13 protein-coding genes, 1 pseudogene and 1 riboswitch are annotated in these 13,489 nt (G+C 67.8%); of the genes and pseudogenes, 8 read left to right on the top strand and 6 right to left on the bottom strand.

The features are described 5' to 3' along the window. Window positions 1–421: 421 nt before the first annotated feature. The 3 genes from LWE61_RS13875 to LWE61_RS13865 are packed head-to-tail and all read right to left on the bottom strand — an operon-like array spanning window position 422 to window position 2,594. Complete coding sequence (locus LWE61_RS13875) at window positions 422–829, bottom strand: DUF1636 domain-containing protein (protein ID WP_234151132.1); 408 nt, start codon at window positions 827–829, stop codon at window positions 422–424. Continuing rightward, entirely contained in the window at window positions 823–1,620 is a 798-nt protein-coding gene (locus LWE61_RS13870; protein ID WP_234151131.1) for an ABC transporter ATP-binding protein, read from the bottom strand. The genes LWE61_RS13875 and LWE61_RS13870 overlap by 7 nt, the downstream gene beginning before the upstream one ends. Then, entirely contained in the window at window positions 1,614–2,594 is a 981-nt protein-coding gene (locus LWE61_RS13865) for a FecCD family ABC transporter permease (RefSeq protein WP_234151357.1), read from the bottom strand. Before LWE61_RS13865 ends, LWE61_RS13870 begins: the two co-directional genes overlap by 7 nt. A 256-nt stretch (window positions 2,595–2,850) precedes the next feature. Here LWE61_RS13865 and LWE61_RS13860 point away from each other — a divergent pair, with 256 nt between their 5' ends. Beyond that, entirely contained in the window at window positions 2,851–3,762 is a 912-nt protein-coding gene (locus tag LWE61_RS13860) for an ABC transporter substrate-binding protein (RefSeq protein WP_407696235.1), read from the top strand. Here LWE61_RS13860 and bluB read toward each other — a convergent pair. The 3 genes and pseudogenes from bluB to LWE61_RS13845 all read right to left on the bottom strand — a co-directional run. Then, window positions 3,749–4,375 (bottom strand): annotated as a pseudogene (gene bluB, locus LWE61_RS13855) (5,6-dimethylbenzimidazole synthase); the annotation flags it as partial. The gene LWE61_RS13860 and the pseudogene bluB sit on opposite strands and share 14 nt — an antisense overlap. An 83-nt stretch (window positions 4,376–4,458) precedes the next feature. Beyond that, window positions 4,459–5,064: a cob(I)yrinic acid a,c-diamide adenosyltransferase gene (gene cobO, locus LWE61_RS13850; RefSeq protein ID WP_234151128.1), complete on the bottom strand. Its 606-nt coding sequence runs from the start codon at window positions 5,062–5,064 to the stop codon at window positions 4,459–4,461. A gap of 62 nt (window positions 5,065–5,126) precedes the next feature. Beyond that, a complete protein-coding gene (locus LWE61_RS13845) occupies window positions 5,127–7,031 on the bottom strand; it encodes a TonB-dependent receptor plug domain-containing protein (RefSeq protein WP_234151127.1) in 1,905 nt (634 codons plus the stop codon). A gap of 219 nt (window positions 7,032–7,250) precedes the next feature. Continuing rightward, window positions 7,251–7,491, bottom strand: a riboswitch (cobalamin riboswitch). A 170-nt stretch (window positions 7,492–7,661) separates the two neighbouring features. On the opposite strand from LWE61_RS13845, the gene radA reads away from it, so the two are divergent. The 7 genes from radA to LWE61_RS13810 all read left to right on the top strand — a co-directional run bounded on the left by radA (window position 7,662) and on the right by LWE61_RS13810 (window position 13,460). Next, entirely contained in the window at window positions 7,662–9,029 is a 1,368-nt protein-coding gene (radA, locus tag LWE61_RS13840) for a DNA repair protein RadA (protein ID WP_234151126.1), read from the top strand. 11 nt (window positions 9,030–9,040) lie between these two features. Then, window positions 9,041–9,604 (top strand): CvpA family protein, encoded by a 564-nt coding sequence (locus LWE61_RS13835; protein ID WP_234151125.1) that lies wholly within the window; start codon window positions 9,041–9,043, stop codon window positions 9,602–9,604. Window positions 9,605–9,775: 171 nt separating this feature from the next. Continuing rightward, window positions 9,776–10,231: an iron-sulfur cluster assembly scaffold protein gene (locus tag LWE61_RS13830; protein WP_234151124.1), complete on the top strand. Its 456-nt coding sequence runs from the start codon at window positions 9,776–9,778 to the stop codon at window positions 10,229–10,231. Further along, the gene (locus LWE61_RS13825) at window positions 10,224–12,026 is read left to right on the top strand and encodes a cation:proton antiporter domain-containing protein (RefSeq protein ID WP_234151123.1); all 1,803 of its coding nucleotides are present in this window, start codon (window positions 10,224–10,226) and stop codon (window positions 12,024–12,026) included. The genes LWE61_RS13830 and LWE61_RS13825 overlap by 8 nt, the downstream gene beginning before the upstream one ends. 65 nt (window positions 12,027–12,091) lie before the next feature. Beyond that, complete coding sequence (locus tag LWE61_RS13820) at window positions 12,092–12,415, top strand: DUF423 domain-containing protein (protein ID WP_234151355.1); 324 nt, start codon at window positions 12,092–12,094, stop codon at window positions 12,413–12,415. 81 nt (window positions 12,416–12,496) lie between these two features. Next, a complete protein-coding gene (locus LWE61_RS13815) occupies window positions 12,497–12,847 on the top strand; it encodes a GFA family protein (RefSeq protein WP_234151122.1) in 351 nt (116 codons plus the stop codon). Window positions 12,848–12,938: 91 nt separating this feature from the next. Continuing rightward, the gene (locus tag LWE61_RS13810; protein WP_234151113.1) at window positions 12,939–13,460 is read left to right on the top strand and encodes a hypothetical protein; all 522 of its coding nucleotides are present in this window, start codon (window positions 12,939–12,941) and stop codon (window positions 13,458–13,460) included. The last annotated feature ends 29 nt before the right edge of the window (window positions 13,461–13,489 follow it).

Raw genomic sequence — 13,489 nt, 5'->3', positions numbered from 1 at the left:
CGCAAACATGTTGGCCCCCCATCCATTGGATATGGAGGATCTTCGAGACAACCCACAACCGATCGAAGAATATCGGCCTCAGTCATCCCGATATACTGAGGCGGGGTTGATTTCGTAACAGTCCTCGCAGGCGATAGCGTCTTAGTAGATTGCTGTTCGCCCTCGGAATCACAGGCCGTTATCGCCGCTAATGCGGCGAATCCGCACATGTTAACTAATCTACTAAGAATCCGTAACCCGCGCATTTTCGTAATGTGCGCGCCCTACGGACCACGCGCAACGTCTGCTTCGCCATGTTCTCTTTTATATCCACACAGTCGGCTCCCCACCCACATTCGTCATTGCTTCGCTATGATCGCAATGACGATGGCAACATGGACCAAGAGGACGACGGCAACGCCCGCCGTCCACCCCAACCCCCTCACTCCGCCACGAAATCCACCGGCGGGGAGCGGGTGATGAAATGCCCTTTCACGCCCTGCGGCCATTGCTTGAAGGGCACGCGGCCCTGTTCGCTGTCCGCATAATGGACGGCATAGTCCAATATCGCGCGCGCCGCCTCCTCGTCGGGGGCGAAGCGGCCCAGCACATAGCTGACCTTGCCCGGTGCGCGCAGGTGGATGGTGCAATGGTCGGTGCAGGCGAAGAGGCAGGCCATTTCCTGCACCGCCACCCCGTCATAGCGCGCGTCCGACGCCTTGACGGTGCGCAGCGCCTCCGCCAGTCGCGCGCCGCCGCGCACCCCCTCGCCATCCTCGCGCGCGTCGGCGGACAGGCGGCAGGTGTTGCAGGCGACGACCGCCGGGCCGGTGGCGACGGGTTTCAGCATGGGGCAGTTCCTCGGTTCTCGATACGGTCCAGCGGTACGATCATCGGTGCGGGGCCGCCGGTCTCCACCAGCGCGCTGATGCCATAGACGGCGCGCAGCCGGTCGGGTGTCAGCACCTGTGCAGGGGTGCCGTCCGCCACCAGCCGCCCCCGGTCGATCAGGATCAGCCGGTCGCAATAGCGCGCGGCCATGGTCAGGTCGTGCAGCACCGCGACGACCAGCCCGCCCGCCGTCGCCTCGCGCCGCAACAGGGTCATCACGTCGATCTGGTGGCCGGGGTCGAGCGAGGCGAGCGGTTCGTCCGCCACCAGTCCCGCCGCGCCCACCGCCAGCGCGCGGGCCAGCAGCACCCGCGCCCGCTCCCCGCCGGACAATTCCGTGGCGATGCGCTGCGCCAGATGGGCGACGTCCGCCCGCGCCATGGCGGCGGCCACGATGGCGCGATCCGCTTCCCCGATCCGCGACAGCGGCGCCAGATGGGGCAGGCGGCCCAGCGCCACCAGCCGCTCCACGCTCAGCGGCCAGTGCAGCGTCTGCCCCTGCGGCAGATAGGCGATGGCCCGCGCCAGGTCGCGCGGCGGCATGGTCGCCACGGCCCGCCCGTCGATATGCACCGCGCCGCCATCGGGCCTCGCCAGCCCCAGCATCGCCCGGACCAGCGTGGACTTGCCCGCGCCATTGGGACCGACGATCCCGACGAGGCTACCGGCGGAGAGGGTCATGCCGACATCTTCCAGCACCCATCGCCGCCCCAGCCGGACGGACACGTGATCGACCCGCACCGTCACCATAGCCGTCGCTCCCGCAGCAGGTGGAACAGGAAGACGGGCACGCCGAGGAAGGCCGTGACCACGCCCAGCTTCAGTTCGACCCGCGTGGGGACCAGCCGCACCATCACGTCCGACAGGGTCAGCAGCGCGGCCCCGCCCAGGGCCGAGGGTAGCAGGATGGAGGACGGCGCGCGGTCGGTCAGCGGCCGGATCAGGTGCGGCACGATCAGCCCGACGAAGCCGATGGAGCCGGACACCGCCACCGCGCCGCCCACCCCGATGGCGAGGCCGAACAACAGCCGGGTGCGCGTGCGCGTCAGGTCCACGCCCAGCGACCGCGCGCCATCCTCGCCCAGCGACAGCGCGTCCAGCGCCCGCCCGTCGAGCAGCAGCAGCCCCGCGCCGACGATGATGCAGGGCAGGGCGATCAGCACATGCTCGCTCGACCGGTTCTCGATGGAGCCGAGCAGCCAGTTCATGATCTCCATCGCCGCAAAGGGGTTGGAAGAGAGGTTGAGCGCCAGGCTGATCCCCGCGCCCGCCAGCGTGGAGACGGCAATGCCCGCCAGGATCAGGCCCAGCGGGCTTTCCGACCGGCCCGACAGGGCGAACAGCAGCAGCAGCGCGCCCATGCCCGCCGCGATGGCCATCAGCGGCAGCATCGCCGCATGCCATTCCGCCAGCCCGAAATAGAGCGCCGCGACCGCGCCCAGCGCTGCCGAGTTGGACGCGCCCAGCACGGACGGCTCCGCCAGCGGGTTGCGCAGATAGCCCTGCAACACCGCCCCCGCGAGGCCCAGCATCGCGCCGATCAGCAGGCCCAGCAGCGCGCGCGGCAGGCGCAGTTCGAACAGGATGACGCTCGCGATCCGGTCCGCCTGTCCCTGCGGCCCGTCGGCCAGCGCGGCCAGCAGCCGCAGGGGCGACAGCATCACCGCGCCCAGCCCCAGCGACGCCAGCGCGGCGGCCCCGACCAGCAGGAGCAGCACGGGCATCAGCAAGGGATGGCGACGCCGCAGGACGGGGCCGGGCGTAAGACAATGGGGCGGGGCAGGGTCGGGCGCGACGGGCCGGGACTCTAGGGAGCGGGACGGGTCGGAGTGCGACTGGGCGGAGTGGGCTTCGACGGTGTAGGACTGGCCGGGCTGCGGCGGGGCGACGCCCCCCGATGGTTCATGCGCCATGGCGTGCACCCTCCCGGCCATCGCCGCGCACCTTGTATCGCGGGGTTGCGGCGTTATGGAACGGGGCATGACCATGGCCCGCACCCTCCTCCGCCCGATTGCCATAATGGCCTGTCCTGTGGCGGCGATGCTCGCGGTCCCGGCGGAGGCGCGGCCGCGCCGGATCGTCTCGCTCAACCTGTGCACCGACCAGCTCGTGCTGGCGCTGGCCGACCGCGCGCAGATCGCCGGCCTCACCCGCAACGCCGACAACGCCGACATGTCGGCGGAGGCGGCAAAGGCGCGGGGCCTGCGCATCATGGGCAGTTCGGCGGAGGAGATACTGGCGCTCGACCCCGACCTCGTCGTCGGCATGCCCGCCCGGCGCAACCCCGCGCTCGCCGTGCTGTCGAAGCAGAATTTCCGCGCCGTCGATGTGCCGCAGGCGGAAAGCTATGACGCGATCCGCGCATCCATCCGCGCCGTCGCCGTCGCCGTCGGCCATCCGGCACGGGGCGAGGCGATGATCGCGCGCATGGACCGCGACCTTGCCGCCCTGCCGAGGATAGCCCCCGGACAGGTCGCGGCCTATTATCAGCGGCGCGGCTATATGACCGGCACCGGCACGCTGGTGGACGAGCTGATGAACCGCGTCGGCCTCGTCAACCTCGCCGCCCGGCTCCACAAGCCGGTGATGGCGCAAGTGCCGCTGGAGGAGATGGTCGCGGCCCGTCCCGACTATCTCATCATGGAAAGCGCGACGCAGCGCGTCACCGATCAGGGGACGGAGATGCTGCACCATCCCGCGCTGGCGGGCATGAAGCGCATCACCATCCCGCAGGCCTGGACCGTGTGCGGCGGCCCCGCCTATGTGCAGGCAGCGCAGCAACTGGTGCGGCAGGTCGGGGCGCAGCAGGCGCGCGCACAGCCGAGCCGGGCGGCGGCGGACAGGGGACCGGGCAGGAGGCAGGACAGCGCCCCCCCCCTCAACGCTCGCTGACATTCTGCCTCCAGTCGATCCGCTTCTGCCAGCCCAGCCTCTCCAGTTCCGGCACGCTGCTATTCGCCTCCGGCCAGCCGATGCACAGCAGCGCGACCAGCCGCCAGCCGTCCGGCACCGCCAGCAGCGCCTTCACATGGGCCGGATCGACGATCGACACCCATCCCAGCGCCATGCCCCGCGCCCGCGCGGCCAGCCAGAGGGTGTGGATGGCCAGCACCACCGAGTAACGGCGCGCCTCCGGCATGGTCGTCGCGCCCAGCCCGGTCCCGGCCTGTGTCTCCTCGTCGCAGAAGACCGCGACAATCTCCGGCGCCTCGCGCAGGCCATGCAGTTTCAGCGCGGCATAGGCGGCCCGCTTGGTCGCGTCGGCGATCCGTTCGCCCGCGCTGATGACCTGCACATCGACATGATTGGCAAGGTCGGTGCGCAGATGGTCCGACCGCACCCGGACAAACCGCCATGGTTGCGAATTGCCGACCGACGGAGCCTGCTGCGCCAGTTGCAACAGTTCCTCCAGCGCGCCGTCCGGCAACGGGTCGCGGCGAAAGCGCCGCACGTCGCGCCGCCAGCCGATCAGCGCGTCCAGCGTCTCGCGAAAGCCCGCATCGAAACGGGCCTCCGCCGCAGCCGGGGCCGCAAGCGGGGCCGGATCGCCGGCCGGCTCAGGGGCCGGATCGGGGGCGCGCTCCGCGCTCAGAACTCGATCCCCGCCTGCGCCTTCACCCCGGACCGGAACGGATGCTTCAACAGCGTCATCTCCGTCGCCAGATCGGCCAGTTCCACCAGCTCCTCCTTGGCGTTGCGGCCGGTGACGATGACATGCTTGTCCTCCGGCTTGGCGCGCAGCACCTCCAGCACCTCGTCCAGCGGCAGATAGTCGTAGCGCAGCACGATGTTCAGCTCGTCGGCCAGCACCATATGATAGGCGGGGTCGGCGATCATGCGCTTCACCTCGTCCCACGCCTCCCGCGCGACCGCGATGTCGCGGGCGCGGTCCTGCGTGTCCCAGGTGAAGCCCTCGCCCATTGGCTTGAATTCGACCTGTGCGGGAAAGGCGTCGAACACGACCTTCTCGCCCGTGGTCATCGCGCCCTTTACGAACTGGACCACGCCCACCTTCATGCCATGGCCGATGGCGCGCACCACCATGCCCAGCGCGGCGGTGGTCTTGCCCTTGCCGGTGCCGGTGTGGACGATCAGCAGGCCCTTCTCATGGGTCTTGGACGCGATGTTGCTATGCTTCGCGGCCTGCATCTTCTTCATCTTGTCGGCATGTTGTTCGTCGGTGCGCTCGACCATAGTCATCCTTTCGGGGCAAACAGGGGCAAAGGGGCGCCGCGGTGGCGCCCCTCGCGCATCAATCAGTAACGGACCCGCACGCCGCCATAGGCCGCACGGTCCAGCGCATTGGTGCCGAACGTCATCTGATAGGGCTTGTCCAGCAGATTGACGATGCGGCCATACAGCTCGATCCGGTCATTTACCCTGTAAGCCGCCAGCAGGTCCACCACGGCATAGGGTGCGGTGACGCCGCCAAAGCTGTTCGCGTTACGGCTGCGATAGCGCGCGCGGGCGGTCAGGGTCAGCGGTTCGACCGGCGTCCAGGTGACGGCGGTGCTGCCCGAATGGCGGGGACGACCGATGTCCACGAACAGGCCGCCATTGTCGCTTTTCTTCGCGTCCAGATAGGTGAAGCTCTGGTTCACCTCCACCCCGTCCACCGGCTTCAGGGTAAAGGCGACTTCCACGCCCTGCTCCCGCGCCCGGTCGAACTGGGCATATTTGAAGTTGAAGCCGCCCAGATCCTCAAAGCCGATCTTGTTCTTCGTCCGGTTGAAGAAATAGCTGATCTGCGCGGTGAAACGGTCGAAGAGGATGTCCACGCCCGCATCGCCGCCCTCGCTGGTCTGCGCCTTGAGGTTGGGGTTGCCGAAGCTGGGGTCGAACAACTGGTACAGGCCCGGCGCCTTGGCTCCGCTGCCATAGCTGGCGCGGAACTTCACGCTGTCCGCCCCCCCGATGCCGGGCACGACATAGGCGATGGTACCGCGATAGGTGTCGAACGTGCCAAAGCGGCTGTTGTCGTCCACCCGCGCCGCGCCGGTCAGGGTCAGGTTCTCGACCGGGTGCAGCGCCACCTCGCCATAGATCGCCTTGGTGTCGATCCGCTGGGCGAAGGTACCGGAAAAGAAAGTGGTCTGGTCGGTCTTCTCCCGTTCCAGGCTGCCGCCCAGCGCGACGCTCCAGATGCCGCCGTCATAGCCGACATTGACATTGGCGGCGTCCTTCGTGCCCTTGAACACATCGCCGACCGACGGATCGTTGAACGGCCCGAAATAGAGGCGGTTGGTGGCAAAGCGGCTGATCGTGGCGTCGGCGCGCAGCCGCTTGTCGAGGCTCAGATAGTCGGCCTTCACCGCGACCGCATATTCCCGCTTGCGCGCCACGTCGTTGGTGTCGTCGGGGATATTGTCGAAATCGCTGTCATTGTCGAAATCGGTGCGGGCCTTCTGCCAGAATCCCAGCGCCTGTACGCTCAGCGTATCGGTCAGCGCCAGCCCGACCCGGCCGCTCAGGCCATAGCGCCAGTAGCGGTCCTGCTCGGTCGCCGCGCCTGCGGGGGCGGTCAGCGGGTCGGCGGCGGACGGGCCGTCATGGGAGTATCCGGTGGCGGTCAGGCGAAAGTCCAGCGGGCCGCTCTTGCCCAGGATCGACGCGCCGCCACTGACCGTGCCATAGGAGCCGCCCTCCGCTTCCGCGCTCAGGCGGATGCCGTCCTCGGTCGCGCGTTGGGTGACGATGTTGATGACGCCGCCGATCGCGTCCGAACCATAAAGCGAACTCTGGTTGCCGCGCAGCACCTCGACCCGGCCGATGTCGGCGGTAATCATGTTGTCGGACTGGAATTCGGTGCTGATCAGGCTGGGGTCGCCCATGCGGACGCCGTCGATCATCCACAGCACCTGGTTGTTGTCGGACCCGCGGATGCTGACATTCACCTGGTCGCCGGGCCGGTCGCTGGTGATCTGGACGCCGGCCAGATCCTGCAACGCATCCTTGATGAACAGGGTTTGTGCCCGCTTTAATTCCTTACCCGTAACGATTGTCAGCGCGCTGCCGACCTGCCGCGGTTCCAGTGGGATGCGGCTGGCGGTGACGACGATGTCGGTGGCGGCGGCGCTGTCCAGCCCCGCCTCTCCCGCTGCCCCTGCCGCCAGCACAGGCGTGGCCATGGTCGTCCCCAGCAGGGTTGCGAAAACTATCATTTGGTTGGTCATCTTGTAATCCCCTTTGCGCGCCTGAGCGATCGCGACGGGGGCTGTCGTCCGGTGCTCGCTTTCGCGTCGAGTCCGCCGAACGGTCGCCGGGCGCGCGTCGGATGGGCGCATCGCACCCGCCGCGCTCACGGCAATGCGGCCCCTGCCGCGTGACGTTCGTCGCTCAGACGGAATCTACCGTGCCGCGGCCATCCCCTGGACCAAGGCAAGAGCGACCCTGCGCCGGCAGGTCTCCTGGCTCGCGGGTCATCGCTTGATGCACGCCTTCCCAGACCGTGCCTCGCGGCGTGGGTCCAGTGGCTGCCTCTCTCCATGGGAGGGGAGGGGCCTGTGCATCGCGCTCACCGCTTACAGTTGCAGGGACAGCCGCGGAATTGGATGCTGGGCGCATCCGCACCGCCTTCCCGTTTTAAGCCCCTTGCGGGGCACCGGCGCGATCTTTTCGAACCCGTGCCGCAGCGCGGGTCCGTCGTCGCCCATAATGGCCTTTGTCGGGCGCGCAAAGCGAAGTTTGCCGGGCGCTGTGTCGGCGCGTGCCACCGCCGCGACTTTCCGGCAACAGGCGGACTGGTTATCTAGCCTCTGGCGTTCCCTATCCGTTCTGATATGGAGCCTGTCATGGCAAAGGCGAAACGCAAATATGTGTGCCAGCAATGCGGCTCCGTCGCGGCGCGCTGGCAGGGGCAATGCGAGGATTGCGGCGAGTGGAACAGCCTGATCGAGGAGGCGCCCGTCACCGTCTTCTCCGCCCGGCATGACCTGGCCACGGGCGGCCGGGCGATCAGTCTGGTCGGGCTGGACAGCGATATCGCGCTGCCCGAACGGTTGCCCACCGGCATTGCGGAGTTCGACCGCGCGCTGGGCGGCGGGCTGGTCAGCGGCTCGGCGACGCTGATCGGCGGCGACCCCGGCATCGGCAAGTCCACCCTGCTGTTGCAGGCGGCGGCCAATGTCGCGCGGTCCGGGCGGCCGGTCGTCTATGTCAGCGGCGAGGAAGCGGCGGATCAGGTGCGGCTGCGCGCCCGTCGCCTCGGCCTTGGCGATGCGCCGGTGCTGCTGGCCAGCGCAACGTCGGTCCGCGACATCCTGACCACCCTGACGACCGGGACCATGCCCGCGCTGGTCATCATCGACTCCATCCAGACGATGCACAGCGACGTCATCGATTCCGCGCCCGGCACGGTTAGCCAGGTGCGCGAGAGCGCCCATGAACTGATCCGCTTTGCCAAGGGGCAGGGGAGCGCGCTCATCCTGGTGGGCCATGTCACCAAGGACGGCAGCCTCGCGGGGCCGCGCGTGCTGGAGCATATGGTCGATACCGTTCTGGCGTTCGAGGGGGAGCGCAGCCACCAGTATCGCATCCTGCGCGCGGTCAAGAATCGCTTTGGCGGAACGGACGAGATCGGCGTCTTCGCGATGGGCGAACTGGGCCTGTCCGAGGTTGCGAACCCGTCCGCCCTGTTCTTGACCGACCGCAACGAGATGGTGACGGGCGCGACCGTCTTCCCGGCTATGGAGGGGACGCGCCCCGTGCTGGTGGAGATACAGGCGCTGACCGTGCGCATCGCCAGCGGCGCGACCCCGCGCCGGTCGGTGGTCGGCTGGGACAGCGGGCGATTGGCGATGATATTGGCGGTGCTGGAGGCGCGCTGCGGCCTCAGCTTCTCTTCCTGCGAAGTCTATCTGAACGTCGCGGGCGGATACCGGCTGCAAGACCCGGCGGCGGATCTGGCGGTGGCGGGTGCGCTGATCTCCGCCCTGACGGAGCGGTCGGTGCCCGCCGACGCGGTGATATTGGGGGAGATTGCGCTGTCGGGCGAAATCCGTCCGGTCGCCCATGGCGCGCTGCGACTGCGCGAGGCCAGCAAGCTGGGCTTTTCGCGCGCCTGGGTGCCCGCATCGGTCGGCGATCCACCGCCCGGCCTGACGCTCAACGGCTATGGTTCGCTAGCCGCGCTGGTTGACCAGATGCTCGGGCGCGGATAGCCAGCCTTTCCATGACCGCAATGGACATCATCGTGCTGCTGCTGATGGGCGGCAATGGCATCCTCGGCTTTCGGCGCGGGCTGGTGTGCGAGGTGCTGTCGATGGTCGGCCTGGCCGTCGCCATGACCGCCGTCCGCCTGTTCCACGCGCCCGTGGCGGAGATGCTGACCGGCTTTGTCGGCACGGAAGGAGGCGCGGCGCTGCTCGGCCTCATCCTTGTCTTCGGCATCACCTGGTTCGTGGGGCGTTTCGCCGCGCAAAGGATCGGCGGGGCGATCAAGACCTCGCTGCTTGGCCCGGTGGACCGGGTGCTGGGGTTCGGATTCGGCGCGCTCAAGGGCCTGTTGATCGCCACCGTCGCCTTTGTCGGTTTCGCGATGGTCTATGATACATTTTTCGGTGAGGATACCGCCCGCCCGGACTGGATGCGCCACAGCCGCACCTATCCGCTGCTCAACGCCAGCGGCCGCGCGATGAGCGAATGGCTGGCGGAACGGCGCGTGCATGGCGGCCTGATGGGACCGGTCAGCGTGGAGGATGCCGGGGACGCCGCAAATGAAGGTGGCGGCGAATAGCCTGTGTCGAGGGGCGTACCGGATGCGGCGGACCCGCCGCCGAGCCCGCCAGATTGTTGATTCGGAATGAAACGCCCGGTGACACCCCGGAAGGCCGTTTTGCCCATCATGCACGGCGCATGTCATCCCCGCCTTTCGTTTCTGGCGCTACCCGGCTAGAGGAAGGCGGGCATGGCCGAAGCCCTCTATACCATCGACATATTGCGCCTCGCGGCCTCCACCGCCCAATGGCCGCCTCTGGCAGCGCCGGATGGCAGCGCGGAGCGGCGCTCGCCGACTTGCGGCAGCCGGGTGGGGGTCGATGTGACACGCGATGCTAGCGGTTCCATCGCCGCGATCGGCGTCACGGTCAGCGCCTGTGCGCTGGGGCAGGCGTCCGCCGCGATTCTGGCGTCCGCCGCGCCGGGCCGAGACGTCGCCGCCATCCGTACGGCGCAGGCGGGCCTTGCCGCCTATCTGCGCGGGGAGGATGACCGCCTGCCCGACTGGCCGAATATCGACACGCTGGCGGCCGCGCGTTCCTATCCCGCACGCCATGCCTCCATTCTCCTTGCCTTCGACGCGGCCCTCGCCGCGCTGGAGGCTGCCGCCACAGACTCGCAGGATCAGGATCGCGCCCATGGATGAAACAAGCGGCATCGAAATCCTGCTGAGCGATGGCGTCATATTGTTGGCTGCCGCGCTCGCCTGCGTCATTCCCTTCCGTCGCCTCGGTCTGGGTGCGGTGCTGGGCTATCTGGTCGCGGGTGCGGCGGTCGGGCCGTTCGGTTTCGGCCTTGTCGGTGGCGGTGCGGGCAAGATGGCGATCGCGGAGATCGGCATCGTCCTCCTCCTCTTCCTCGTCGGGCTGGAGCTTCACCCGTCGCGCCTGTGGCGGTTGAAGCGCGATATCTTCGGTTTGGGCGTCGCGCAGGTGGTGCTGTGCGGCCTTGCGCTGTCGGCGGTGATCCTGCTGACCGGCTTCACCTGGGGCGCGGCGCTCGCGCTCGGCCTGCCCCTTGCGCTGTCGTCCACCGCGCAGGTGCTGCCGATGCTCAAGTCCAGCGGTCGCATCAACTCCCCGTTCGGCGAGCGGGCCTTCTCCATCCTGCTGTTGCAAGACCTCGCCATCGTCCCGCTCATCACCATCATCGCCAGCCTGTCGCGCGATCCCGCCGCGGCATCCGGCCCGCCCGGATGGATGGCGGTGCTGCAAACTCTGGGCGCGATTGCCGGCCTCGTGCTGGCGGGCCGTTTCGTCCTGCGTCCGCTGCTACGGCTGGTCGGGCGTTTTGGGGAGCGGGAATTGTTCGTCGCGGTCGGCCTGTTCACCGTGCTGGCCGCCGCCGCGCTGATGCACGCGCTGCACCTGTCGACGGCGCTGGGCGCCTTTATCGCGGGTGTGATGCTCGCCGATTCGCCCTATCGGCACGAAATAGAATCGGATGTGGAGCCGTTCCGCACCATCCTGCTCGGCCTGTTCTTCGTGGCGGTCGGCATGGTGCTCGATATTGGCGTCATCCTTGCCCACCCGCTGTTCATTCTCTCCATGGCGCTGGTGCTGGTGGCGGTGAAGGCGGGCATCATCGCGCTTGTCTGCCGCCTGTTCGGCGTGTCCTGGCCGCAGTCGCTGGGCCTTGGTATGCTCCTCAGCCAGGGCGGCGAGTTCGGCTTCGTCCTGTTCAGCCAGGCCAGCGCGGGCTTGCTCATCGCACCGGAGGCGGCCACGATGTTCAGCGCCATCGTCACCCTGTCGATGGTGACGACGCCGTTCCTGATGATCTTCGCCCGCCGGCTGGAGTTCGCGCGGACGGCCGATGTCGCGGCGCTGGCCGGTCCGGACGATGCGCCGCCCTCGCGCGCCATCGTCGTCGGCTATGGCCGGTTCGGCCAGACGGTCGCGCAATTGTTGCAGGGGACGGGTTGCGGTGTGACTCTGATCGACATGAAGCCCGCACAGATCGAGATTTCGCGCAAGTTCGATACGAAGGTCTATTATGGCGACGGGACTCGTCTCGACCTGCTGCGCCGTGCGGATGCGGATCAGGCGAACGTCATCGCCTTCTGCATGGACGACCCCAGTTTCGACGCGGCCACGGTGCAGCCGATCCTCGAAGCTTTTCCGCAGGCGGCGGTCTTCGTGCGCGCGTTCGACCGGCGGCAACTGATCGCGCTGGAGGGCGCCGAAGTGTTCGGCGTGACCCGCGAAGTGTTTGAATCCGCCATCCTCATGGGGCTGGACGTGCTGGCGACGCTGGGCGTGGCGGAGGAGGATATACGCGACACCGAAACCCGCTATCGCGCCAATGACAAGGCCCGCCTCGACCGCCAGATTGCGGAGGGGAGCCTGATGGCGGCCAAGGGCATGAATTTCGGGGCGCGCTCCACCTCGGTGCGTCCGGTCCCCGCGACCGTGGACGAGCCGGTCGGCGACAATGCCTGAGTTGCAGGCGCGATAATGCGATAATTTCCGGGCTGACCCCCGCCCGTGCAGAGAAGGATGATATGATGCTGTTCGCACTGGCCGCCCTGTCCGCCGCCATCGCCATCGCCGCGGGGGCCTTTGGCGCGCATGGTGCAGAGGCGAAGGCCGCCGAATATCTCAAGACTGGAGGGCTGTACCAGATGGTTCATGCGGTCGCGATCATCGCGCTGGGTGGCCAGATGCGCGGTCCTGCATGGCTCATGCTGGTCGGCGCGGCGATCTTTGCGGGCACGCTCTACGCCATGGCCTTTGGCGGCCCGCGCATCCTTGGCGCGGTCACGCCGATCGGGGGCACGCTGATGATCGTCGGCTGGCTCTGGGCGGGATGGACCTTTACGCGCGGATAGGTTGCTCCTGCCGATCCGTCGCTCTGGACCCGCGCAACCCATCCCGCCATAGTGCGCGCTCATCGGCACAGGAGCAGGATCATGGCGTTTGAAGGCGGTTGTCATTGCGGGGCGGTGGCGTTTCGGGTGGATGCCGACATGCCGGAGCAGGCAATCGGCTGCAATTGCTCGCATTGCCGGGCCAAGGGCTTCCTCCTCGCCTTCGTACCCGCCGGGCAATTTACCCTGACGCAGGGCGCGGCAGCGTTGGGCACCTATCGCTTCAACACGCACAAGCTGGCCCATCGCTTCTGTCCAACCTGCGGCGTTCAGCCCTTTGCGGAGGGGCAGGGGGCGGACGGCGCGGCGATGCGGGCGATCAATCTGCGCGCTGTCCCTGCCTGCGACATCGACGGCCTGACCGTGCAGCAGGTGGACGGCGCATCCTTTTGACCGGAGCGGGCGGCGGCCCGGCCTGTTGAGATACTGTTAACCATAAGCCTTTATCGGATGATGCATCTTCTCTTTTTGATCGGATGCAGCCATGTCGCTGATTTCCTACCTCAATTATGACAGCAGCAGCAATTCGACCGGTTCGCTGGGATCGGCCTACACCACCGCGCTTCAGCAACTGACCGCCACCACCGCCAATCTGGCGAGCAGCAATTCCTCCGCCACCTCGGCATCGGGCGTCAGCATCTCGGTCAACGCCACCATCGCGGCAGCGACGAAGGCGGATGCGAAAAAGACCGCGACCGAACTGTCGGCCGACACTCGCGCGGCGCTGGACGCGCACTATAAGCAGAAGGGCAAGGGCAAGATCGACCTGGCCGAGATGAGCCCGCGCGCCGTCGCCTCCATCGTTCTCAACGAGGGCGGCACCTATAGTCAGGCCGAGGTTCTGACCGCCAAGGCGGAAATGCGCGCCCGTGACCGGGCCGCGCTGCTCGACGTGACCGCCCATGATTTCAGCCTGTCGTCGCTGGAAGCCTATCAGTCCGCCCGCCTCACCAGCTGTGGCACGATGAGCCTTGAAGAGCGGACGGTGCGCGGCGCCAAGGGCTGATCCGCCCGTCCGCTCGATAGGGTTCTTGT

This window comes from Sphingobium sufflavum (assembly GCF_021403115.1).
Taxonomy (GTDB): Bacteria; Pseudomonadota; Alphaproteobacteria; order Sphingomonadales; family Sphingomonadaceae; genus Sphingobium; species Sphingobium sufflavum.
Note: the sequence above shows the minus strand (reverse complement) of the source record. Positions and strands in the feature narration are given on the sequence as shown.

Excerpts from the sequence above, each read along its gene's own strand:
- LWE61_RS13810 (WP_234151113.1), top strand. The coding sequence starts at position 12,939 with ATGTCGCTGATTTCCTACCTCAATTATGACAGCAGCAGCAATTCGACC.
- radA (WP_234151126.1), top strand. The coding sequence starts at position 7,662 with ATGGCAAAGGCGAAACGCAAATATGTGTGCCAGCAATGCGGCTCCGTC.
- LWE61_RS13825 (WP_234151123.1), top strand. The coding sequence starts at position 10,224 with ATGGATGAAACAAGCGGCATCGAAATCCTGCTGAGCGATGGCGTCATA.
- LWE61_RS13835 (WP_234151125.1), top strand. The coding sequence starts at position 9,041 with ATGACCGCAATGGACATCATCGTGCTGCTGCTGATGGGCGGCAATGGC.
- LWE61_RS13845 (WP_234151127.1), bottom strand. The coding sequence starts at position 7,031 with ATGATAGTTTTCGCAACCCTGCTGGGGACGACCATGGCCACGCCTGTG.
- LWE61_RS13865 (WP_234151357.1), bottom strand. The coding sequence starts at position 2,594 with ATGCCCGTGCTGCTCCTGCTGGTCGGGGCCGCCGCGCTGGCGTCGCTG.
- LWE61_RS13820 (WP_234151355.1), top strand. The coding sequence starts at position 12,092 with ATGCTGTTCGCACTGGCCGCCCTGTCCGCCGCCATCGCCATCGCCGCG.
- LWE61_RS13815 (WP_234151122.1), top strand. The coding sequence starts at position 12,497 with ATGGCGTTTGAAGGCGGTTGTCATTGCGGGGCGGTGGCGTTTCGGGTG.
- LWE61_RS13860 (WP_407696235.1), top strand. The coding sequence starts at position 2,851 with ATGACCATGGCCCGCACCCTCCTCCGCCCGATTGCCATAATGGCCTGT.
- cobO (WP_234151128.1), bottom strand. The coding sequence starts at position 5,064 with ATGGTCGAGCGCACCGACGAACAACATGCCGACAAGATGAAGAAGATG.
- LWE61_RS13870 (WP_234151131.1), bottom strand. The coding sequence starts at position 1,620 with ATGGTGACGGTGCGGGTCGATCACGTGTCCGTCCGGCTGGGGCGGCGA.
- LWE61_RS13830 (WP_234151124.1), top strand. The coding sequence starts at position 9,776 with ATGGCCGAAGCCCTCTATACCATCGACATATTGCGCCTCGCGGCCTCC.
- LWE61_RS13875 (WP_234151132.1), bottom strand. The coding sequence starts at position 829 with ATGCTGAAACCCGTCGCCACCGGCCCGGCGGTCGTCGCCTGCAACACC.